Raw genomic sequence first — 21,251 nt, 5'->3', positions numbered from 1 at the left:
GCAACGTATTCTGACTAAGAGCCTATCCCACCAGGCGTTATTGGCGCAGCCAGTTTGGACACGGACAGCGCGCAAAAACCGGAGCGTACACGTAGTACGTGAGGATTTTGAGCACTGCCCAAGTCCAAAATGGCAAGTAAAATAGCCCTAATGGGATAGGCTCTAAGATAATTGCTCGCCATTCGTGGGTAATAAAAACGGTTAATCACTCCCTTATCAGGATATCTTCATGAAAAACTTTGTACGCACAACTTTACTGGCAGCGACTCTGGCGGGCGTTTCTTTTGGCGCTTTCGCCACCGCTGTCCCCAATCCTCCCCTGCCCGCCCAGGATCCTATTGTCCAGCATCTGAAGCTGACAAACGATCAGATTACCCGGATCAAAAAACTTCACCAACAACTGGAAACCGACGTCAGTCAGATTTCTATGAAGGGAATTAAAGACGGTGCGCTGATAGAGGTGATTAAATCCGGTAAATGGGATGACGCCGCCGTAAAACAGCAGCTTGCAGCCTTCAGTAACATAGAACAACAGGCTCGCTATTATCGGGTTAAATATTATTTTGATTTAAGCAAAGTCTTAACACCAGAACAGCGTCAACAGGTACAACAAGATCTCGCCCAGGCACTTGAGTAAATATTTTTGCCCGTTATTCCTGGATAACGGGCTTTATCCAGGTCGGGTACAAATTCATCTTCATCTTTTTCTTACAGCATCGCTCTATCTAACACTACCCGTTACATAACGTAGAAGTGAAACCGTACGTGGGGCAATTTGGCGAGGAGATGGATTTCCATACCGACGATTATCGTATTGTTATTTAAAATCTTCATATCATTTTTTACCCGCTTACAGAAAACCCAGCGTTACAATAGACCGTTTTTTGGGCTTCGTTTATGTAATCGTTATATCACACCCTATACCGTGAAACTTGTCTTTTAGCCCAATATTAAGGCAGGTTCTGAAATGAAAAACTTTTTCGCAGTCTGCATCATTCCCCTTGTGGTAGCCTGGTGCGCTACTGCATCAGCAAAAGAAGGGATCTATATCACCGGGAAAGCGGGAACATCCGTAGTCAATGTCTATGGAATCAACTCAACCTTCAGCCAGGATGAGATAGTCAATGGTCATGCAACGTTACCTGACCGTACCAAAGGCGTTTTTGGCGGCGGGGTTGCTATCGGTTATGACTTTTATGATCCATTCCAGCTTCCAGTACGTTTAGAACTGGATACCACTTTCAGAGGTGAGACGGATGCTAAAGGCGGGCAGGATATTATTGCATTTGGTCAGCCAGTACACATAAATGTAAAAAATCAGGTCCGAATGACCACTTACATGGTTAATGGCTATTATGATTTTCACAATAGTACGGCGTTTACACCCTATATCAGCGCTGGCGTTGGCCTCGCTCATGTGAAGCTAAGTAATAACACCATTCCTGTTGGTTTTGGTATTAATGAAACTCTGTCTGCTTCAAAAAATAACTTTGCCTGGGGCGCAGGTATCGGTGCAAAATATGCTGTAACAGATAATATTATGATTGACGCCAGTTATAAATACATTAATGCCGGCAAAGTAAGCATTTCAAAAAATCACTATGCTGGTGATGAACATACCGCTTATGATGCAGACACAAAGGCTGCCTCCAATGACTTCATGCTCGGCATTACTTACGCCTTTTAAACACTATCGGTAAAATAGCTGGTTCTGTGGGTTCCCGAAGGCGCAATGGAGGATATCAGTAATGAATACTCCTGCGCCTTCAGAAAATCGTTGAACAGGTGCAACCTGGCGCCATTTTTCAGTACACTGCAACGTTTCTGGTATGGGCTTAACTTCCGGCTGCCCAAAAACAGCCCCGTCCTGTTGTATGATCTCTAAATGTGAATGGCACGATTATGCGAGATACTTACAAGTGTCTGGTATGAAGATATACTGCGAACGCCGATGTAAACGGCGCGCGTAACATTTTAGAGCGGGACACGCCGTGCTTGCCTGTGGAAGGAGCGTGCAGTCAGGCAGCCCGTTGGAGCAGGAACCCACGCCCTTCAGGACGTGGAGGATGTCAATGCACAAGAATTGGGGAATCTTTAGCAGAATTTATTATCTCTACAGTAGCATCTCTCTTGTTCCCGTCATAAATAACCCAATGCCTCCAGAGCTGAAACCGCCTTCAGCATGAGCACTGGCTGCAAATAACACCAAATAAAATAATAATATAACAACTACCGAGACAAAAAACACCTCTCTAAAGTATTTAGAATTCATACAGTCAGCTCATTTAAATTTAACGTCACATGCAACCATGCATGCGTAAAACAAGAACCACACTCATATTAATAATGATAGTAATGTGAGCGTGCGTATAAAGAGATACAGATGTATATTCCTTAATGTAACGGAACATCATCAATGCAAATAGCAACCATCGATATATTAAACTAAAATAATACATCTAGTGCATATATAAACCATTCGTATGGTGGCTGTAATAAAATTGTTGATAAACGGTCATCCCCTAAACTTCCAGCCTCCCCACCACACGAACAATGATGTTCTTTATATTTAATCGTAATAAAAAACAAAACAATAATTAAACAAAAAATAAATAAGATATTTTTGATTCAAATTTTCACTCCTTCTGTTATATACACCAAGTTTCATTTTTTTTATGATCCCGAAAGAAAAAACCGTCATATGACGATGGCCATTGCATTCCATACATGTAATCAACTTCGTTCTGGTACACGGCCCTCTGTTCTACATCATTTATATCCCCGACAAGAATCTTTTGGAACTTATGATAATGATAAACACTACTAATAAAATTAGAATCACGAGGCACTACGCAAGCCTGAAAAAAGAACCCAAGGTTTTTAATTTCACTGGAATAAGAATGTTTACCACAAAAATCAAACCAAACTTCCATACCATAATCTCTGCGACTCCTGATGTACTCGCTCAGAAATTTGTGGTTGTTATTAAAGTCAACAGAAACAGCAAATAACCCGACGCTATTTAATTTACTGATCCTTTCCATATGTATGAGCACAAATTCCCAGGGGATCCTGAGTATATATTTATTTAACCCATATTTATGGTTGAATAAATTAAATGACTTTTGTAACTCTTCAAAAAACATCAATGACTCAATTATGTGGTTTTCGCCTTCTTTCCAGAAGGGTTCAACGAAATAAATATCAGTAACATCATCTGTTTTAATGCGGTTTTTTGTTACATGCACGGGGTGATATTTAACCATATGATATTCCGCTATGTTATTCTGTGCCGCTTAATCTCACTACTGCTGATTAAAATCCTTGTTCAACAGCCGCAATCTGCCGTTGTTGTTCCGTAAGAAGGATAATAATGTATTAAATCAGTAAGTACACATCACACTTTCACACTGGCAGTTCGTTTGTTTCTTTTATTTGCTCAAGAACAAAGCTCGATGCAGATCCACTAATTGAAGAATTAGTTAATATTATTTTCTCATAAAAACTATAGTAATCGTTCATATCTGTAAATACTGTATGCATTAAATAATTAAATGATCCAGAAATTCGATAAAAGGCAATAACCTCAGGCATTGACTTTATTTTCTCAGAAATACTAGCGTATTGCTCCTCAGATATGTTAATCATAATAAAGACATTAAGTGAAAGACCTAGTTTTTCTTTATCCAATAAAGCGAACTGACCAATGATAACCCCCCTGTCTTTAAGTTTTTTTAAACGTTTGAAACATGGTGTGGGCGTAAGTCCAACTTTATATGCAAGTTGCCATAAAGTTTGTGCACAATCTTTTTGGATTTCTTTCAATAATTCTTTATCTTTATCATCTAAATACTCAGTCATAGGAAAGCAGAACCTCACGCATTGATTTTCATAAGTGAATAGATTCTCTTTATTAAATAAAACAAGTATATAAAGAGAACTCTGATTTAAAAAACCATATAAGAAAGATATCAATAAAATAAATAATTACTGTCAGGGGGTTTGTGTTCCCATCAGCATTGTCACTGTCAGCGTTCCCTGATATTCACCAGAACGCTTCTCCCTGATGTTAAAGGGTTGTGTTGTCAGGGTAAGGGGCACTGGCACACAACGTACCGCCTGCCGTTGCCCGGGAAGTACCACCGGACGCGTTGCTGCTTTATCCACGTTATCCAGGCTGAACTCCACGCCACGGGTGACAGGAATACTTCGTCCCCCATAATTCATACTGACCGCATAATCAATCGTATCAGCAGAATCACTCTTTATAACCTGAAATCCCGTACCTGACTTATTGCTTCCTTCTATCTTCATCTGTAATGAACGGGCTTTCACACCTCCGTCATACAGACACATATCCAGATTAGCCCTGCCCGACATTTGTGAGGCATTCATTCGGTGAAGATTCAGGTCAACACGAGGCGTTGCTGTACCAAACTGCGGAAAGTAAATAGCCGCATTTTCAGCAAAGTGGTCTGTTACATTCAGCGTGATATCTGTAGTCCAGACACCAACTTTTCCGTCTTTTCCGTCTGGCCATCTATGTACATCCAAGACCAACGTTGCTTTCCATATACCGGCTTTCGGTATTTTCGCTAGCTCTTCGGCGGAAATACCGGCCGTTACGTAGTTCGATGGATATACACAATTAATGGCTCCATTAATAGTAAAATATCCACATGGTCCTCCAGCATGAGCGTCCAGTATGAGCGTAGTTTCAGCATGACTGATTTGTTCTCTGAAACGCAGACGAATTTTTGTTACCCCCCGTTTATGCCATATCAGATTTGTATCGTCACACGCACCCTCGTTTTCATTACTATTGGATCTACATACCCATCCTAGATAATTCGTATTTATATACTGCTCAAACATGCGTTCAAAGCCTAGTACATTACTCCTGTCGTAATTCAGGTCGACGGTGCTGGTCCGGTCGTAGGTAGTCTCCGCATCGGCGACTTGTGGCAGTGTAGCGCCAGCCATCAGCAGGATTGCGCAGGCCGAACAAATTTTCGGATGTAAATAATGGTTTATCTTTGTCCACTTCATTTTATTACTCATAGTTATCGCTTTTATCTCTACGTCAGGCTTCCTGAACGGAATGGCGCAGCAGACCAGCAACGTTCAGTAAACGGATGACCCGCGGCGATATTTGCAACGCCTGTGGCAGGGCATCCACGTCACTTAATTCACACCGCACATCACCCACTACCTGCATAACATCCCGCCGTTTATGTACTGACAGCGGACAACGCAGGATCCTGTTTTTTGACAGCAGCCACAGGCTGGATTCTTTATGCTCGCTCTGCAGGCTAAATCGCCCGGAAGCTCCCAGCGACAAAAATGGATAGTTCAGTGGCTGTGCGTCCAGCAGCGGTCTGCCATCCTTGTCCAGTACGCGGCCAACGTACAGTCGGCTCATACTGGCGCTGATGTTGTGAACCAGCAGATGCCCGGGTGTCAGGAAGTAACACCTGCTTCCCCCTCCCGCTTTTACGCCTGCCATACCCTGTGAACTAACCCCTGCATCCTCAATGGTCACCTCCGTGGCGTTATAGCCTTCCATCAGCAACAGCGACTGCTGACCAAAACCGAGACTGAACGGCTGGCTGCTGCCACGAACGCTGACTACTTTCCCGCTACTGCCCTCGTCCCCCTCTGACTCCACGTTCACCGCCATGCCAGAGGCCGGTTCACCGTCCTGACCACCTCCCCAGAACAGTCCATTACGGGATAACGCCAGAGACGAGCTGTAGCCAGCGGTGAGTGAACTGGCGCTGCCCGCATTACGTTGATGGGAGTTACTGAAAGTGGCGCTCAGTTCACCCATACGGCCGCTCATGCGTCCGCCGAGACTCCCGCTCCAGCTGTCGTCGTTATAACCGGAGAAACCCACCGACAGTTCACGATACAGATCCTGCTGCCAGGATCTCACATGGTTCACATTCCAGGACGTCTGTGTTTTTTGATTCCGGCTACTGTGAATATCGGTCCCGGCTGAGGTATACCCATTACTGCCAGTCATTGTCGGTGGTTGAGAGGCATATGACACACTGACACTCATAAACAAGCCATCATCATTCACTCCGTCATTTCGGGTTCGCCATACTCCCCCATGGGTATTAATATTCATGCCAGCCATATTAAGGCTGTACGTTGCACTAGCCTGAGCAGATTCGCGGTGAGAGGCAGGGATGTATGCCTGTCGCCAGAACACATTTTCTTTGTCACTGTTATCATCATATCCCCGGTAAACCGGCCAACCTTCTGTCCTGCTGGTACTGTATCCCAGTAGGGCATACCAGTTCCCCACCGGAACCGACAGGGAGGCGTTCATCGAAGTCTGGCAGGTCATACTGGCATGCACTGACTGTGGATGACGACCACTACAGGCATCACTTTCCGTATGGTTACGCCACAGACTCGCGGAAAATCCGTCGTTGTATGTCACCTGCTCAGTGTTACCGCTCGTGCTGTCTGTCCCATGCAGTATCCCGGCAGAAAGGTCCAGCGTGCCATCCAGCACTGCATGCTGTGAATTCAGTCGGGTTTCACTGTACCAGGCCTCATGTGCCAGAGAGATACCTTCGGTCAGACTGATATTTTTCCGCAGCCCAGTTCGGAATCCGGCAGCCATGACAGTCTCACCGTCATAATGGCTGGCTTTATCCCCGGTATCTTCCTGCCCGCCCTGAATAAACCACTGGGTCTGTGCACTGAAGCTATTGCCCCCCTTACTGAAGGGCTGGGTCTCCGTTCGCCGCAGAATCCCATCCTCATACACCCGCAACGCCAGAGGATAGCTTCCCGGTGGAAGAGAATGAGTATCCAGGGTATGCATACCCGGGGTCAGGAACTGACTCCCCAGCAACTCGCTGCCACGATAAATATCAATACGGGCATTTCGGGTAACCTGAACCATAACCGGAGTGGCATTCTGGTCCACCTCATGGTTAACATAAGCTTGGGTGGTCCCGGTTCGTAATCCATCAAACCGGCTCAGGGGAAGCAGACTGAACCCAAAATCCCCCCCCGTGGCGCTGGACAGATTCCGCTGATCCATCCGACCAGCCTGGAGATAATACTGATTGCCGAGATCCTGACGGACAAACAGATTGTCAAACCAGGTCTGACTGTTATTGTAATGTTCTGACTGATTCCAGATAGCCGCCCAGTTGCCTCCCAGATAACGACCGTCACCAAGCCCCAGGGCACCGCTACCATTCAGTGTCATATTACGACTGTGGAGATCATCACTCAGATACAGCGTCTGGCGGTGAATAAATGCGCTGACACCCTCCGGGGTCGGAGTCAGCCAGCGTTTATCACGTCGTTCTTCATCCGGCAACCAGTCCCGGTTAAGAAACAAAGATAACTGACCGTTGTTCTCATCAAAAATAACCGCAACATCCTCTTTATCTGTTGCCACGTAACCACACTCGCTGCTGTCTTTTGCTTCTGAGACACCACAGACCAGATTGCTGTTACGTAGCAACGGACGGCTGAGTGCAGCCAGCGCTTTTTGCCGTTCTGCGACCGGCAACGCGGCAAGCCCACTGCTTTCAAGTACCATCAATGGGGACATGAACTGCACGGTGTCCGGTTTAACCACCACCGGAAATAATCCCAGTGAATGCCCTGGTAGCAACACTTCAATTTGCTCAGTCTGTCCTTCCAGCAGAGATTCAAATCCAGGAGGGGGAATAAGAGTTGCCTGGCTGGTAAAACTGCACAACCCCAGTAAATAATACATCCAGAAATAACGACTCACGTAAAGAGACCTAAATTGCAATGAATAATAAGATCAATACCGGATCCGGTTCAGGTACGAACGGTGACACCCCAAAACCGGATCAGATGAAGAGCTAATAACCGGTTATTAGCCGGCAGTGACAGCCTGTGAAATCACCAGACTGACCAATCCGCTGTATTCACCGGCAGGCAGGTTTTGTAAGGCTGCTCCAGCCTTCTGACCAATATCCAGGTTCAGCAGAGTTGAAGCATCGCCAGTTTTTCCGTCCGGGAACAGGGTTTTAGCTTCCAGTACAGAATTGGTGGTGGTCAGTGACCGTCCTCCCAGAGTCACTTCCATATCAATGGTTTTGGTGGGATCCAGGACGTTGATAAGTTGTGGAGCATTCAACAGTTTTACATCAACCGACTTGGTCTGATCGTTGCTGTAAAGGCGGGTCTGGAGTGATTTATGGACCAGGCCCTTACCCGGCATGAAATCCAGCTTCATAGTCGACGGGAGGGATGAACCATCGGCCTGCAGCAGTTCAAGTGTACTGTCAATATTGGCAGTGACGGTAATATCCTTCTGAACCGCAGAAACAGAAAAAGAATAAACGGTGGCCAATGCCACAGCTGCGGCAATAAAAGATGTTTTCATGTTCATAAAAAATAACCTTGCTTTGTTGTTTATTACAGTGATATATGTACACTAGGTATACATCCGCTCCCCCTGAGAATAAATGTAGGGTATAGCGTACGCTCCGTGTGTTTTTACTTTCCGGCTGCTGTTAAATCAGCAGAGATTACCGGTGAATTTGCACCCGTACGATATTCCACACGAAATGCATTACTTTTTATTCCGGCCGGAATATCAGCACTCCCGCCGGGATAAATACTTTTGTCTATATTCTGCCAGTGGCATGTGGTGTCGCAGTTGCCGGCCCGAATAAGAGAAAGCCGGGTATTTCCCGTATTCAGCAGGTGGTGACCGTTCGTTACCAGCGCAGGCCTGGGGTCTGACGGAGAAACACGCAGCAACACCCCCCAGACAAGATTCACACTTACGGATGAATTTTGCTTTCCGCCTGCCTGTGGATCATCTTCCAGTTCAGGAACAGCCTCGAAGTATACCCGCCAGGCTTCCTCTCTTTCCGGTGCCTGAGTACTGATAACACGTATTGTTTTTTTTGTTCCCGGGGAAAGGGCAAATTTCTCCGGGGAGACAACAAGTCCTGTCTCTATATCATTCCCTGCTGGTACCTCCTTCTCCTGTGGCATACCAGGGTGTTCAATACGCATGATTCTTGTTCGAATATATTGCACATGATCTGATTTAGAATAGACGAACAGCGAGGTGGCCTCTTCGCGGCTACTATTAATTTCTGCCGCCATGGGATAAACGAGCATATTCGCCCTGGCATGACCACATGCAAACATAGCGACACAGAGAAACACCCCGGGAAGAGTATCTTTAAAATTCATACCAGATTTTACCGTATAAAAGTCATCTAAATTTTAGTATTAGCATAGACAGAAAGTTATCAGCATAAAGAAGCAAATTACGATTCAGTGTTAATACATTTTGTGTGGAGGGCATCATACGGAATAAAATTTTTCGCTCAATACCTCTGTTTTTTTCAGGAAAGGAAAAATTAGTAAATAAAAGTCCACGGATTTCATTCACCAAAAGCGAACGACAGATCTGTAAGAATCGCTGAACAATTAATAACGCCGCGGTAAAAATTTTGGAAATTCTTTATAAGAAAGTTGTTACTGTGTACCTGACTTACTCAGATAAATGGAACTGTATTTTCACCCCCCTTCAAAGCAACAAATACGTAACATAACAACGTAGGACACAGAGAATCTAAAGAAAGCCCTCCAGGAGGGAGATACAATTCAGACTACAAAACCAAATAAACCTTAAACAAAGCCACAAATAGACTGATCATTATGAGGTTTTACAAAACCAGGTAAAAAAAAGTAAGCAAGGTAATTAATTTAGAAAACTAAAGTTACAGTTAGATCAGATTTACTTGCTCAATATCTGTTAAAAATATGATATCAGCAAACAAAAACTCATATACATCATATGGTTATGCTTGATGTTTACACCTCTCCAGCAAAGTGTAATCAATATAATACACTGTTTTTAGCTGAAATATTGGTTAAATACTCCATAAACAACAATAGAAAACAGAATAATTCACCATGAAAATATAATTCACCTTTTAAAACATAATGTTATAAAAAAAACACCATTCAAATTGATGCCAGTCCCTTACCTGTCAATGTTGTTTACGGTTCCTTTCCCCCTTTTGTGCGAGTAAGCAACATGAATATACAAGTCTTAACGACCAATGCCTCTGTCAGCCCAAAAATAAGTCGACATTCCTGTGCATGGCGCTGCAGCAGGAATAGAACGGCAGACATCAGCGCGGAATGGAATCCCGGCTGAAACAGGCTCGTCTGCCATGAGTCAAAACGCTGGAGCAGTTCGACTTCAGCTTCCAGCCAGGCATCGATCGTAAGGTCGTCCGGGAGTTGGCCGGTCTGGCGTTCGTGGAGCGCTGCGAGAATGTGATCCTGCTGGGGCCCCCGGAGTGGAGAAAACCCACCTGGCCGCTGCCCCCGGTGTGAAAGCGGCAGATGTGGGCCATCGGGTGTTGTTCATGCCGCAGGACAGGTTGGTAGACGCTGATGAAAGCGAAGCTGGAAAACCGCCTGGAGCGCCAGCTACAACAACTGAGCTATGCGCGGGGGCTGATCCTGGACGAAACAGGTTACCTGCCAATGACCAGCGAGGAAGCCAGTCTGTTCTTCCGACTGCTGAACCGACGGTATGAAAAAGCGAGCATTATCCTGACGTCAAACAAAGGCTTCGCAGACTGGGGAGAGATGTTCGGTGATAACGTGCTGGCAACAGCGATCCTGGATCGGCTGCTGCATCACTCAACCACACTGAATATCAAAGGAGAAAGTTACCAACTGAAGGAAAAACGCAAAGTCGGGGCGCTGACCAAAAGCGCAACGCCAATCAGTGAAGATGAAATGGCGGAAAGCGGACAGCAGAAGTGATCAAACAGCGGATATTAAAAATAGCGAAAAACGACCATAAATCCTGGCGTTGACATCCTCAAGATTTAATATCAGAAGCTTCCATGCCGCCGTATCCAGACATCCAGTTGTCCCTGGTGGCTTCAGAAATACCGGCCTCCCGGTAGACATCTTTAACAGTCCGTCCGGATTCGACTGTTCTAATCACAGCGATGATCTGGTGCGCAGTAAAACGGGCTTTACGCACAGCGATCTCCTGCGTTGGCAGATTGATTATGTCGGATGATCTCTAAATGTGAATGGCTCGATTATGCGGGATACTTACATACTCACGCGTTGAGAGACTTTCAGTTCGTTTGTACGGTGAATAGATACCGCAGGCGGGGTTTATTAACGGGATGCCCGTCAAGGTGCGGGTAATGAGGGATTGCATCGTGATCACGCCGCAGCATACCCGCGGACTCTTTGGCTGTATTGAAGGGATGGGCGTGATCCGCATTAATAAACGGAATGCAGAACAGTGGTTAAAAACATTTCTGGGGGCGCTGAACAATACCGGAGATATTCCGGTGATTAAACGTAAAAGAACGGAACAGGAGTTAATGAGCAATTGATAATAAAAAGCCGGAAAAAGATAACCCCTCCGGCTTTTACATATTATCCATCCGGCTCCAGATGTTTTATTTCAATCCTTTTGGTTTTATTTCTGGATGTTTTTCATATAATGGATTCATTATTTTAATAAGCATTTCACCCATGATAAAACCAACCGCTTCTCGATATACATTAAATTCATCCTCATCACAACGGGACTGAACAACAGCAACAGATTCATCAAGTTCCTTACCGAATCTCAACATTAAATTACTAATTAATATAGCTGTATCCTTATCGTTAACCATACCTATTCCTGTAGTAAAAACATCAACAGCATTGATTTTATTTGCATTCGTTAACACAATTCCAGAAGGCAAATCCGTTACTTTTTGTAGGTAAAGACGTAAATAAGCATTCACTAATGCAATTATTTTCAACCATTTTTCATCTTAATAACTTGCCAGAATCACCTCTATCAGCACCACAAGTAATAAGGCCAAGAGGATCACTATCTGTAATAGGATTCAGCGGAGAATGATATCGGTTCCATCCCCCTTTCAGCCCTATTGGATCTGCGTAATATACCTTCCCAGTCCCGGATTATAGAAACGGCGCTAGTTATAATACAGCCCCGATTCTTCATCGCATTGGGATAGGTTCTAACTGGAGTTATCACACATTAATGTAATTTAATTACCTCCCCATGTTTCCCCGCATCATCCGTATACATTGCTTGCAAGCATATTTTTTGTCTATCATTTTTAATATAGTTAAATTCTTCAATTAAAGAATAGTTAATATAGTCCACTCTATAATATAACTCCACGGATTTTGAATTAATGACATTACTATATTGAAGTTTTCGCCCTTTAAATTCACCGAGTATTTTCATTTTAGTTCCCATAACTGTTAAAAAATCTTTTCTCGCAGTGGCATTTTTGAAAGAGTCACATGACAAATCATATATCTCAGCATACTCCCCTTTATTATAAAGAGAAAAAAGCTTATCAACTTCTTCTTTCGCAACTTCTCGAATAGCGCTATCATTTTTAATATTCTCTCTACCTAACCATGTAAAAAATAGAATAACGAACAACACAATCAACACCATAAATAGTAACGATAGAAAAAATCTATTTCTTTTCACTTGAATTCACCTGATAACCAATCATATCCCTTATCCATCAGATCGAAAATCTCCGATAGACACCTCGAATGCCGGGAGCATGTGAGTTCCCCCTAGTCTCCAAATCCGGGTCCCATACTCACACCTTTTGTATATTTATAACTATCAGTTTGATCACAAGCATCTGTATAAGCCATTCCCGCAAGAAGTGCCTCCATAAGAATCCCCTCCAGACTCTGATATTCCTGGTGATAAATCAGCATCAGGGGCTGATAGTGTGAATAACAAACCAGCAGAAGTACCTGTACCGCTATGATCACACAATGAATAATACACACAAACCTCTCTTTCCTTTGGGGTGTGTACTCCGGCTCCAGTTGCCCCGCCATTTGCTCCGGCGTCAGCCTCCCGTAACGGTCATACCGGTACAGTTACTGCATATCTTCCATGATGCGGTTATCCGCCCATAATGATTTCCCGGCTTTTATTCAACGAAGGATTAATAATTTCATGTACAGTCTCTGATATTCTTTACTCAGAGTTATCAGCCTATCCCCCAAAATAAATCACATATTATCTTGATTATTTTTTTAAGATTATCTCTAAACATCCCTCTTTTCGATAAAGTGGCATATAATATCCATATTATCGCGATTATACTTCCAATAATAAAGATCAACATGGATATTTTATTAATCATATTCATCAAACATCAATGTCCCTATCTTTTTGATGAAATTCATTGGAGAATCCATCATGTTATGGAATTTCTCTTTATACACATCGCTAATTGATGGCTCATCTGGATCGTCAAACTGTTCACTATAAGGCAATACACCTAATAAATTTCTCCAGCACCTATCCTTGTCGGTTTCATTAAGTGATTCTGATAATCATAAATTTGCCCTGTTATATGAAGCAGTTGCTAATTTGATATTCCACGCCCCCATACCAGTGAAACATTGCCCACTGGAGACAATATAACCAATCCATCAGCAGCAATACCCATCCCGAGTTTGGCTACCCCACTTGCGTGCAATCTTGCAGAATTAGCCATATTTAAACTAGCCGTTAACATTTTTGCCGGATTAAATGGAAGACTATCCAGACTATTATTAGTCTCATCTATCATGCGACTACATAATTCACATGTAAACAATCCCAGCGGATCTGTATCTGTGACGGGATTCAACGGATAGTGGTAAGGATTTAATCCTCCTTACAGCCCTGTCGGGCCCTGACTGACGAACCTGCCACACTCCGGTGCATAATATCTGAACAGATTTTAATGCAGGCCCGTTTCATCGTCAAAATACGGCCCCGGCAGCCGGTTGCTCATCACTGGCCGGGGAGAGGGGGGCACAGTGCCAGGATGTCGCGCCCATACTCACTCACCCTGAGCTCCACAATCAGCCAGCATCCGGCGGAGAATTAAGAATTTATTTAGTCAGCAAATATGAATGCCTCCGGCGTCAGCGTCCGCCACATCAACAGCGAAACCTGTATAACCACCTGTTACTCACAAATCCCCAGCCTGCACCTTAAGGGCGACTGGCTGGAAGAAGCGGGATTTAAGACCGGGCGCGGCGTCACCGTGAAGATTTCACAGGGGTGTCTTGTGCTGATGGCGGATAATAACGAGGTGCAGGAACTGAGGGAGCAGCTTTATCAGGCTAAACAGGTGGTCAAGGGAGTGAAGGATGTGCTTGTTTAGTGCGCTGAACGAGAGTTAAATAATAAAAAGCCAGGAAGATTTTATATAATCCTCCCGGCTTTTATTTTAAATATTAAAAATAGATTTCAGGCATTTTTCTATTTCATCAATTTTGTTTTCATCTATTTTAATATTAACTATTTTAGACTTATCCCAGTAAAAGACATTTTCATCAAGAATTGTTAGTGTCAATATATTATCACTAATTGAATATTTCGCCTTTTTAGTTCTAAACCCATAGATCTGGTCATCTGCTTCTATATAAATAGAATTAGGTTCCCCCTCTAGCTCATCACGACATAACCCTATGTTATGTGGGATGATGTTGTCATCATAATTAAATACAAAACCTAATGAGAAATAGCCATCATCGCTATCTTCATTATCAATATCTGCCCTGATAGGTATATATATTTTATTCATTTTATTCCACACCCAGGGCAAGATTACGAAACCCCTCACCCCGCAAGGACTGACGCGAGGTACTCTCTGTCCATCGCTGCTCTTCTCATCTTTCTTCTCAGTCCTGCTTTGAATTCCTTATTTTCTGTCAAAATATTTACCGCAATATGCCTTATACCAGAAAATAATTCCGCTGCATTTCCTCTTCTTATTCTGCAATCATCTTCGTTCATTGCTACATCCAAACGCCAGTGCAATTTGTTTTCCACGTCCCAATGACTTCTCATCGCACTGGCAAACTTCTCTGCTGTTAAATCCGCTGAGCTTATATAATATCTCACCAATATTTCCGGTTCTTTCTTTCCACTAACTTTCTCCGAACGAAAAGATACTGCCATACATAGTTTTTTTAAATCCTTCCATTCAAATGTAAAATCAATTAACTCATCCGGAACATCACTGACAATATGAAGCCGGGTTTCCTCTCTTCCATGTCCCTTTTCGGTTGTGGCATAACTGTCATACTTCGGATTATTTAATTCTTTTAGCGGGAATTTTTCTTCAAACGCTTTTTGTAATCTACCCTGATTACCTTTTACTGAAAATAAATAGTCACCGCCCTGGCTACGGATCTTCTCTGCAATGTCTTTCTGACATCCCATTGCATCTGTCGTTATGATCTTTCCCTTGATATCCAGCATGTTAACTAACTCAGGAATAGCTGTAATCTCATTGGATTTTTCATCTGTTTTTATCTGTCCCAGCACGAGACTATTCATTGTGGAAAACGCACTTATTACATGAATCGCTCCCCGGCGACGGCTTTTATCGTAAGAATGTCGCAGTGTTTTTCCATCAATAGCGATAATATCGCCATCATCTGAAGAGTGGCAATCACGCATCCAGTTAATGAAACATTCATGGAATTTTTTAGGATTAATGCAGGCAACCACTCTGGCAATAGTATCATGGACAGGAATACCATATTCAAAGTCACCATATTGCTTTAAGAAATCAAAATGTGCATTGCCAAAATCCTCTATATCCTCCCAACCCTCAGCCCCTGAAATGACAGCACAAATAGTAAGAAGTAAAATATCCGATAATTTATGTTCTACTTTCCATGGTTGCCTGTAATCGGGAATAATTGAGATATGTTCCATTAATTTTTCAAGATTCATAATCTGTTCTCCTTATTTCTCAGGAGATATTTGATCATATACGATACCAGAAGGATAGTTGTACCGGATAAGGATTGGCTTAATTTTTAGACAGAAAATGCGAATTTATTAGTACAAAAAACATACTTTTGATGATCTTGCCCTGCACCATCCGTTTGTTGTAATACTTTAACATGATCATCAATCGTCTGATTATGACCGCTCCCTCCATGTTGAGAAGCATTACCTCCATTAGCAGCCGCTAACCCCCATGGTTCGATCCATCTTAACAGATTCGGCGCATACTGATAAAGATTTAGCTCGCCCCTTAACCCTATCGGATTAGGATACGCAATCTAGGCATCTTTCCAATTATACTGTTAATTTGATACGTACATTGGAGAAATCACAACATCATAGTACATAAACCATCGCAAAGACTTAGCAGCCTCATTGATGAACTGGGAAGAGTTTATTTTTTACCCAATTTTTCGTAATCACTTATCTAGTTACAATAAAAAAACGCTCTTCGTAAGAAAAGAGAAAATGACTATTTTGGGGAGTAATAATTATAGCCGTTTCATCTGATGGTAAAAAATAATAATTCCAATATTTTTGAAGGGTGATATATGGTGTTATACAAAGGTACTTTTCACTAAAAAATAAAAAAACAGATTGAGGATAACCAGATAACTCATAAAATTTACAAAACAATTCATCCGCAGACTCCTTTCTATCAAAATCAACATCATAATGTTCTATTTTCGAAAATATATTCATATCCATTCTCATCAAATGTTTTGCATTAGATGAGACAAACATAGACCAGAGAGTTTTGCTCTGCTCTTTATTGAACAATATAATATCTCCGCACTCAACAGCCCGCATTAGATCATAACATTCCTCAAAACGCCACATTTCAAAGAAATTTTTATCTTTAGAAAAAGACATGGCCTCTTCCTCCGCTAGATTTTCCTGATTCCCAGTCTTTCCATTTGACATGGGGTATATTATTTTCTGGTGCATTCTGTGTGTGTGACTCATTCGGATGAACTTCATACCCTTTCTTATAAGGTCCTCCCATCTCATTATAGGGGTCGTTAGGTGCGCCCTGTCTTTGCATCCGTCCCCGGCCCTGACTAATAAGATCTATAGCATCTTTTTCACTTGCCACTCTGAAGTTGGTATTCTTACCACTTCCGATAGCCTCAACTGCCAGCCGCCATTCTTTAGTTCCTGGCCGTATAACAGGTAAATTTGACGCATTGCCAACTTCATTTCCAGTCAGGCCGCATTTTAATAAACCAAGAGGATCGATCCAACTTAACGGATTATGCACATACGACTGCGTGTTCAGCCCGCCGCCCAGTTTCAGCGGGTCCTGGCTTAAATACTGCCCCGTCCATGAGTCCATGTAGCGGTGTAAATTATACCACAGCCCGCTCTCCTCGTCCCGCCACTGGCCCATAAAGCCCGCGTCACAGCTTTCACGCCCGTCAGGCGATACGTCGTTCGTCGCCGCCAGCCCCCACAGGCTTCGCTGCCGCCGCCACACCTTCCGTCCGTTCGCGCTGTACATCTCCTGCGGCGCGCCGTCCGGGCCGATGAGCATGGGATAAAAGTCGCTGGTGTCGTCGTTCGCCGCCCGCGCCTCCTTCGCCAGCAGCTCAAACCCCCCCCGGTAATGCCACTGCTCACGCAGCGCCGGACTCCCGTCCGCGTAGCGCTTCTCACTCGCCGACAGCGCCATCCCCAGCCACTGGTAACGCACCTCGCTGACGGTGTGGTGATTTTGTTTCCACGCCGCACGGATAATATTACGCTTCGCCGTTCTGCGTCCGAAAGCGTCGTAGCGGTACTGCCACACCTCACCGTCCGGCGTCCTCACCTCCCGCAGACGGTCGAAGTCATCCCAGCGGTAGCGCCATTCCTGTGGCCGGAAGCACCGTTTCTGTTCGGTGCGTTTTATCACCCGCCCGCAGGCGTCGTATTCGTAGCGGCTGTCTCCTGCCTGCGTCACACATTCATTACTGTACTGGTGCTGCGACAGAATGCCGTTTATCCGGCTTTCCGCGATTTGCTCGTTCACCGTGTAGCGGTAGCGCTCTTCCTGCGCCGGGCCGTCGGCGTTCAGCCGCAGCACGCTGGTTATCTGGTCGCGGTTGTCATAGCTGTAGCGCGTTTCCTGTTCGCTGCGCGTTTTCGACCACATCTCATGGCCCGTCAGGCGGCCCGATTTATCCCACGCGTAACGGTGCTCTCCCAGCGGTCGCCATGACGCCACGCTCTCATGGCTGCCTGCCAGTCGCTCCGCCCCCGGCCGCTGCCACGCCGTGCGGCCACAGGCATCATGGCCCTGCTCCTGGATGTAGACCGCGTGGTTCAGCGGCGTCTGTGCCAGCCAGCTTTCTTCATCCTCCGGGCGGTAGCGGCGGCTCCGCTCCTGCCCTGCCCGCGTATGACCTAACTCCATCCGGTGGCCGTTGCTGCGGTAAGCCGTTAATACGCCCGAGGCATCGTATTCCCGCTGCGTTTCGCCGTCCGCGGTTTTCGTTCCCGTCAGCCGTCCCGCTTCATCGTAGCGGTATTCCGTGCGCTGACCGTCCTGCTCTTCCGCCACCAGCCGGTGCCGGTCATCCCATTCCAGCGTGATGCGGCTGGTCAGCGTATAATCCTTCAGGGTGGCGTCGCTGCACTCATACACCTCCGCGCTCACCATCCGGTCATAACGGTCCCAGCCGTAGCGTAGTTGCTGGCGCTCACCCGTGATGGTTGCCACCCGACCGAATTCATCCCGCGCATAGCGCCACACGCTGCCGTCCGGGCGCACTTTCTCCGCCAGCCTGCCCTGTTCATCCCGGCGGTAAACCGTCCGCCGTCCCGACCAGTCATCCTCCCCCGCCAGTTGCCCCGCCGCATCATAATGCAGCCGCCAGCGCTGGTTGCCGGAGCGGGTTAACTGTGTCAGCCTCGCCGCGCCGTCATAGTCGCAGACAATGCGCTGCCCGCCTGCGTCCTCCACCTCGCGCAGCAGGTCGAATGCCCCGTGGCGGTAGCGCGTGGTCTGGCCCATTGCCCCGGTATGGACGGCGATTTTTCCCTCGCCGTCGTAGCGGAACGTTTCTGCGCCGCCGTCTGCCCGGATAACCGCGCTGACCTTCTCATGCGGGTTGCTCTCTCCCGGACGGTACTGCCAGTACGTGCTGCGCCCTTCCGCATCCGTAACGCCCGTCAGCCGCAGCCAGCGGTCTTCCGCATAATGTGTCGTCCGGCCTGCCGCATCGGTATGCGCCGTCAGGCTGCCCTGCGCGTTATAAGCCCACTGCTCGCGGCTGCCGTCCGGATAAATGACCTCCTTTATCTGGCCATCTTCGGTGTAACGGTACTGCCATTTCTGGTCATTCACTTCCCGATGAACCAGGTTGCCTTCGCTGTTATAGCGGTATGCCGCCGTGGTGCGGTGGTCCCGGTAAGCCGTTATCTGCCCGAACGCATCCCGCTGCCATTCCCGCTTGCGCCCGTCGGCATCCGTTTCGCTCAGGATGCGTCCGGCATAATCGCGTTTAATCTGTGTGACACGCCCGCCCGGCTGCCGGATGCTCACCGGATGGTCATATTCATCGCGCCCCCACTCCGTGATGCGCCCCAGCGGGTCTCGCTGTTTTATCAGCAGCCATGTTTCATCAAACCACAGCGTGGTGACGGCCCCGGTTGCATCGGTGTACTCGGTTTTGCGCTCTGCCGGGAAGTAACGGAAGGTGTCGTTATACAGCCCCTCTTCGGTGCCCGTCGCCACCACCCGCCCTTCATCGTCGTAGCGCAGGTGAAAATGTGTCGGGCCGTTGTCGCGCCAGGAACTCAGCCAGCCCTGTTCGGTGTAGGTGTAATGCAGCGTGCCGTTAAACCGTGTCTGCGCATCACGCAGCCACCACTCATCGCCGTGGTGAGTGTAGTCATAACGTACCAGCTCACTGCCGTCCGCCTCATCGCTGACGCGGTAAATCAGTCCTTCCGGGCCACACATCACCCGCAGGCGCAGGCCGCCGCTGTGTTCGACGTTTGTCAGATGGCCCACGCCGTTATAGAGAAAGCGGATTTCGTTGCGGTTACGGTCTTTGATAGCGGACAGACGCAGGCGACGTGCGCCGGGGGAAACGGGTGTGAAGATATAGCCCTGCTGCGTATGCTCATCGAAGATGACGGCCCGCCTGCGGTTACCCGTCAGGCGGTAGCGCGGCACCAGCAGGTTGCGGCAGTTGTATGGTTCCTGCACCGTGGAATAGGCCGGACATAAACCCTCAGCATCAAAATAGGTGACATTCTGCCCGTCGCTGTCGAATTCCAGGTACTGTGACCAGTTAGACAGCCAGCGAGTGCCCAGAAAGCCGCTCACGGTATGGCGGCCAGTGTAGGCGCGTTTCAACGTTAACGGCAGGATATGGGGCCAGTGGAAATCAGTACGGTAGTCCAGATATTCGCCTGTTCCCGCGTCCACCGGGTCGCTGAATCCCTGGCTGATACGCTCATTGGCTGCCCGGTTTAACTGTTTTGCGCCCCACAGAGCTGTCAGAACCTCTAAACCGGACACGACAGATTGTTCTGTAACAGACATATCCGCATTAATCGGCCCGTACTGCCCGGTAGTCTTATCCGCCGTGATGGTTTTACACCCGTCCTGAATCACTGCCGAACAGGTGATTTTATGCCCCTTACGTGCGAGCGGCAGACTGTTTACAGAAATGATTTTGCTGCCCTCAGCTATCTGCGGCAGCGGTTCGCCCGGATCGTCGCTGCAAATCACTGGATCGGTTACCCGTGCCACTGCTTTTCCTTCAAAAGTGACATTGGGCGAACCTTCATGAATTTCTCCGGTATCAGAGGCCCAGCGGGAACCAATGGCCATCGCGGCACCGCCGACAAATCCCCCCGCCAGCCCTCCGGCTCCGGCAGCAACAGTGGCAGCGAGAACCCCCAGCGCAGCCCCTCCCGTCGCAACGACCAGTGCACCAACCGCAATCCCTACAATAAGTCCGCCAATCAACCCACCAATTGCCCCCAGAAAGGAATTGTTATGAACAATATGATGTCCCACACACGCCGGTATATCTGTGGGGCCAGAAACTGCGTGATCTTTACCCCAGGTATCCATAAACCAGTCACCCGCTTTGGTACCCAGCCATCCCCCCAGCATCCCTCCCGCCAGTCCGGCAACCAGAGGGCCGCCAAATCCAGCAACAGCTTTGGCTATTCCGGCTGCACAGGTTTTGGCCGCTGCTGCTGCCAGCCCTACCTTTGCCGTTGCCCCCACCATACTGACGACCGTGATTCCGACACTGGCAACATGCCCTGTGGTGGCGATGTTTTCTACTGTTTCGGCATTACTGTCCCGCTGGTTCAGTTCCGCCAGCTTTTCCTGCGCGCTTTTTTCCGTCATCCGTTCGTCCTTACCACTGCGTCCGCC

The 21,251-nt window shown here is 46.6% G+C and carries 16 protein-coding genes and 7 pseudogenes; 6 read left to right on the top strand and 17 right to left on the bottom strand.

What is annotated here, in order from left to right; all coding sequences use genetic code 11:
* Window positions 1-229 precede the first annotated feature (229 nt).
* Window positions 230-637, top strand: coding sequence for a Spy/CpxP family protein refolding chaperone (locus ABVM99_RS10395; protein ID WP_000788200.1), 408 nt, complete (start codon window positions 230-232; stop codon window positions 635-637).
* A 330-nt stretch (window positions 638-967) separates the two neighbouring features.
* Entirely contained in the window at window positions 968-1,687 is a 720-nt protein-coding gene (gene pagN, locus ABVM99_RS10390; protein ID WP_023195642.1) for an adhesin/invasin protein PagN, read from the top strand.
* A 3-nt stretch (window positions 1,688-1,690) separates the two neighbouring features.
* On the opposite strand, the gene ABVM99_RS10385 is transcribed toward pagN, so the two are convergent.
* On the bottom strand, window positions 1,691-1,879 hold the full coding sequence (locus ABVM99_RS10385) for a hypothetical protein (RefSeq protein WP_031603244.1): 189 nt from the start codon (window positions 1,877-1,879) through the stop codon (window positions 1,691-1,693).
* A gap of 56 nt (window positions 1,880-1,935) precedes the next feature.
* Between ABVM99_RS10385 and ABVM99_RS10380 the strand changes: the two are divergent.
* Window positions 1,936-2,048, top strand: a pseudogene (locus ABVM99_RS10380) (hypothetical protein); the annotation flags it as partial.
* Window positions 2,049-2,648: 600 nt separating this feature from the next.
* On the opposite strand, the gene tioA reads toward ABVM99_RS10380, so the two are convergent.
* The 6 genes from tioA to tcfA all read right to left on the bottom strand — a co-directional run bounded on the left by tioA (window position 2,649) and on the right by tcfA (window position 9,216).
* Entirely contained in the window at window positions 2,649-3,266 is a 618-nt protein-coding gene (gene tioA / locus ABVM99_RS10375) for a protein TioA (RefSeq protein WP_023195641.1), read from the bottom strand.
* Between the two features lie 139 nt (window positions 3,267-3,405).
* Entirely contained in the window at window positions 3,406-3,861 is a 456-nt protein-coding gene (locus ABVM99_RS10370; protein ID WP_000141547.1) for an Lrp/AsnC family transcriptional regulator, read from the bottom strand.
* Window positions 3,862-3,993: 132 nt separating this feature from the next.
* The gene (locus ABVM99_RS10365) at window positions 3,994-5,061 is read right to left on the bottom strand and encodes a CfaE/CblD family pilus tip adhesin (protein WP_023195640.1); all 1,068 of its coding nucleotides are present in this window, start codon (window positions 5,059-5,061) and stop codon (window positions 3,994-3,996) included.
* A gap of 22 nt (window positions 5,062-5,083) precedes the next feature.
* The gene (gene tcfC / locus ABVM99_RS10360) at window positions 5,084-7,771 is read right to left on the bottom strand and encodes a fimbrial outer membrane usher protein TcfC (RefSeq protein ID WP_023195639.1); all 2,688 of its coding nucleotides are present in this window, start codon (window positions 7,769-7,771) and stop codon (window positions 5,084-5,086) included.
* 108 nt (window positions 7,772-7,879) lie between these two features.
* Window positions 7,880-8,434, bottom strand: a complete 555-nt coding sequence (gene tcfB, locus ABVM99_RS10355; protein ID WP_223195309.1) for a fimbrial protein TcfB — start codon at window positions 8,432-8,434, stop codon at window positions 7,880-7,882.
* A 71-nt stretch (window positions 8,435-8,505) separates the two neighbouring features.
* Window positions 8,506-9,216, bottom strand: coding sequence for a fimbrial chaperone TcfA (tcfA, locus tag ABVM99_RS10350; protein WP_001009507.1), 711 nt, complete (start codon window positions 9,214-9,216; stop codon window positions 8,506-8,508).
* Window positions 9,217-10,221: 1,005 nt separating this feature from the next.
* Here tcfA and ABVM99_RS10345 point away from each other — a divergent pair.
* Window positions 10,222-10,812, top strand: a pseudogene (locus tag ABVM99_RS10345) (ATP-binding protein).
* Between the two features lie 64 nt (window positions 10,813-10,876).
* Here the strand turns inward: ABVM99_RS10345 and ABVM99_RS10340 are convergent.
* Window positions 10,877-11,038 (bottom strand): annotated as a pseudogene (locus ABVM99_RS10340) (transposase); the annotation flags it as partial.
* A 52-nt stretch (window positions 11,039-11,090) separates the two neighbouring features.
* Here ABVM99_RS10340 and ABVM99_RS10335 point away from each other — a divergent pair.
* A pseudogene (locus ABVM99_RS10335) lies at window positions 11,091-11,333 on the top strand (SymE family type I addiction module toxin); the annotation flags it as partial.
* A gap of 138 nt (window positions 11,334-11,471) precedes the next feature.
* On the opposite strand, the gene ABVM99_RS10330 reads toward ABVM99_RS10335, so the two are convergent.
* The 4 genes and pseudogenes from ABVM99_RS10330 to ABVM99_RS10315 all read right to left on the bottom strand — a co-directional run.
* A complete protein-coding gene (locus ABVM99_RS10330; RefSeq protein ID WP_077684064.1) occupies window positions 11,472-11,750 on the bottom strand; it encodes a hypothetical protein in 279 nt (92 codons plus the stop codon).
* A 130-nt stretch (window positions 11,751-11,880) separates the two neighbouring features.
* Window positions 11,881-12,038: pseudogene (locus ABVM99_RS10325) on the bottom strand (RHS repeat-associated core domain-containing protein); the annotation flags it as partial.
* Window positions 12,039-12,067: 29 nt separating this feature from the next.
* Window positions 12,068-12,535 (bottom strand): exported pathogenicity island protein, encoded by a 468-nt coding sequence (locus ABVM99_RS10320; protein WP_023195635.1) that lies wholly within the window; start codon window positions 12,533-12,535, stop codon window positions 12,068-12,070.
* Window positions 12,536-13,670: 1,135 nt separating this feature from the next.
* Window positions 13,671-13,844: pseudogene (locus tag ABVM99_RS10315) on the bottom strand (RHS repeat-associated core domain-containing protein); the annotation flags it as partial.
* Between the two features lie 126 nt (window positions 13,845-13,970).
* Between ABVM99_RS10315 and ABVM99_RS10310 the strand changes: the two are divergent.
* The gene (locus ABVM99_RS10310; protein ID WP_023195633.1) at window positions 13,971-14,228 is read left to right on the top strand and encodes a SymE family type I addiction module toxin; all 258 of its coding nucleotides are present in this window, start codon (window positions 13,971-13,973) and stop codon (window positions 14,226-14,228) included.
* Between the two features lie 66 nt (window positions 14,229-14,294).
* Here the strand turns inward: ABVM99_RS10310 and ABVM99_RS10305 are convergent, their stop codons facing one another.
* The 5 genes and pseudogenes from ABVM99_RS10305 to ABVM99_RS10285 form a co-directional block, all read right to left on the bottom strand.
* Window positions 14,295-14,651 carry a hypothetical protein gene (locus ABVM99_RS10305; protein ID WP_023195632.1) on the bottom strand — a complete coding sequence of 119 codons (357 nt, stop codon included), beginning with the start codon at window positions 14,649-14,651 and terminating at the stop codon, window positions 14,295-14,297.
* 35 nt (window positions 14,652-14,686) lie between these two features.
* On the bottom strand, window positions 14,687-15,811 hold the full coding sequence (locus ABVM99_RS10300) for an ISAs1 family transposase (RefSeq protein ID WP_023195631.1): 1,125 nt from the start codon (window positions 15,809-15,811) through the stop codon (window positions 14,687-14,689).
* 233 nt (window positions 15,812-16,044) lie between these two features.
* Window positions 16,045-16,134, bottom strand: a pseudogene (locus ABVM99_RS10295) (hypothetical protein); the annotation flags it as partial.
* 157 nt (window positions 16,135-16,291) lie between these two features.
* The gene (locus ABVM99_RS10290; RefSeq protein WP_023195630.1) at window positions 16,292-16,741 is read right to left on the bottom strand and encodes a hypothetical protein; all 450 of its coding nucleotides are present in this window, start codon (window positions 16,739-16,741) and stop codon (window positions 16,292-16,294) included.
* Complete coding sequence (locus tag ABVM99_RS10285) at window positions 16,728-21,224, bottom strand: RHS repeat-associated core domain-containing protein (RefSeq protein ID WP_223195304.1); 4,497 nt, start codon at window positions 21,222-21,224, stop codon at window positions 16,728-16,730. The genes ABVM99_RS10290 and ABVM99_RS10285 overlap by 14 nt, the downstream gene beginning before the upstream one ends.
* Window positions 21,225-21,251: the final 27 nt, after the last annotated feature.

The sequence above is a fragment of the Salmonella sp. SJTUF15591 genome (assembly GCF_043356435.1).
GTDB lineage: Bacteria > Pseudomonadota > Gammaproteobacteria > Enterobacterales > Enterobacteriaceae > Salmonella > Salmonella enterica.
Note: the sequence above shows the minus strand (reverse complement) of the source record. Positions and strands in the feature narration are given on the sequence as shown.

What these genes read in the sequence shown, in the direction of transcription:
- ABVM99_RS10300 (WP_023195631.1), bottom strand. Translation starts at nt 15,811, where the DNA reads ATGAATCTTGAAAAATTAATGGAACATATCTCAATTATTCCCGATTAC.
- ABVM99_RS10305 (WP_023195632.1), bottom strand. Translation starts at nt 14,651, where the DNA reads ATGAATAAAATATATATACCTATCAGGGCAGATATTGATAATGAAGAT.
- ABVM99_RS10395 (WP_000788200.1), top strand. Translation starts at nt 230, where the DNA reads ATGAAAAACTTTGTACGCACAACTTTACTGGCAGCGACTCTGGCGGGC.
- ABVM99_RS10290 (WP_023195630.1), bottom strand. Translation starts at nt 16,741, where the DNA reads ATGTCTTTTTCTAAAGATAAAAATTTCTTTGAAATGTGGCGTTTTGAG.
- ABVM99_RS10285 (WP_223195304.1), bottom strand. Translation starts at nt 21,224, where the DNA reads ATGACGGAAAAAAGCGCGCAGGAAAAGCTGGCGGAACTGAACCAGCGG.
- tcfA (WP_001009507.1), bottom strand. Translation starts at nt 9,216, where the DNA reads ATGAATTTTAAAGATACTCTTCCCGGGGTGTTTCTCTGTGTCGCTATG.
- pagN (WP_023195642.1), top strand. Translation starts at nt 968, where the DNA reads ATGAAAAACTTTTTCGCAGTCTGCATCATTCCCCTTGTGGTAGCCTGG.
- ABVM99_RS10370 (WP_000141547.1), bottom strand. Translation starts at nt 3,861, where the DNA reads ATGACTGAGTATTTAGATGATAAAGATAAAGAATTATTGAAAGAAATC.
- ABVM99_RS10365 (WP_023195640.1), bottom strand. Translation starts at nt 5,061, where the DNA reads ATGAGTAATAAAATGAAGTGGACAAAGATAAACCATTATTTACATCCG.
- tioA (WP_023195641.1), bottom strand. Translation starts at nt 3,266, where the DNA reads ATGGTTAAATATCACCCCGTGCATGTAACAAAAAACCGCATTAAAACA.
- ABVM99_RS10310 (WP_023195633.1), top strand. Translation starts at nt 13,971, where the DNA reads ATGAATGCCTCCGGCGTCAGCGTCCGCCACATCAACAGCGAAACCTGT.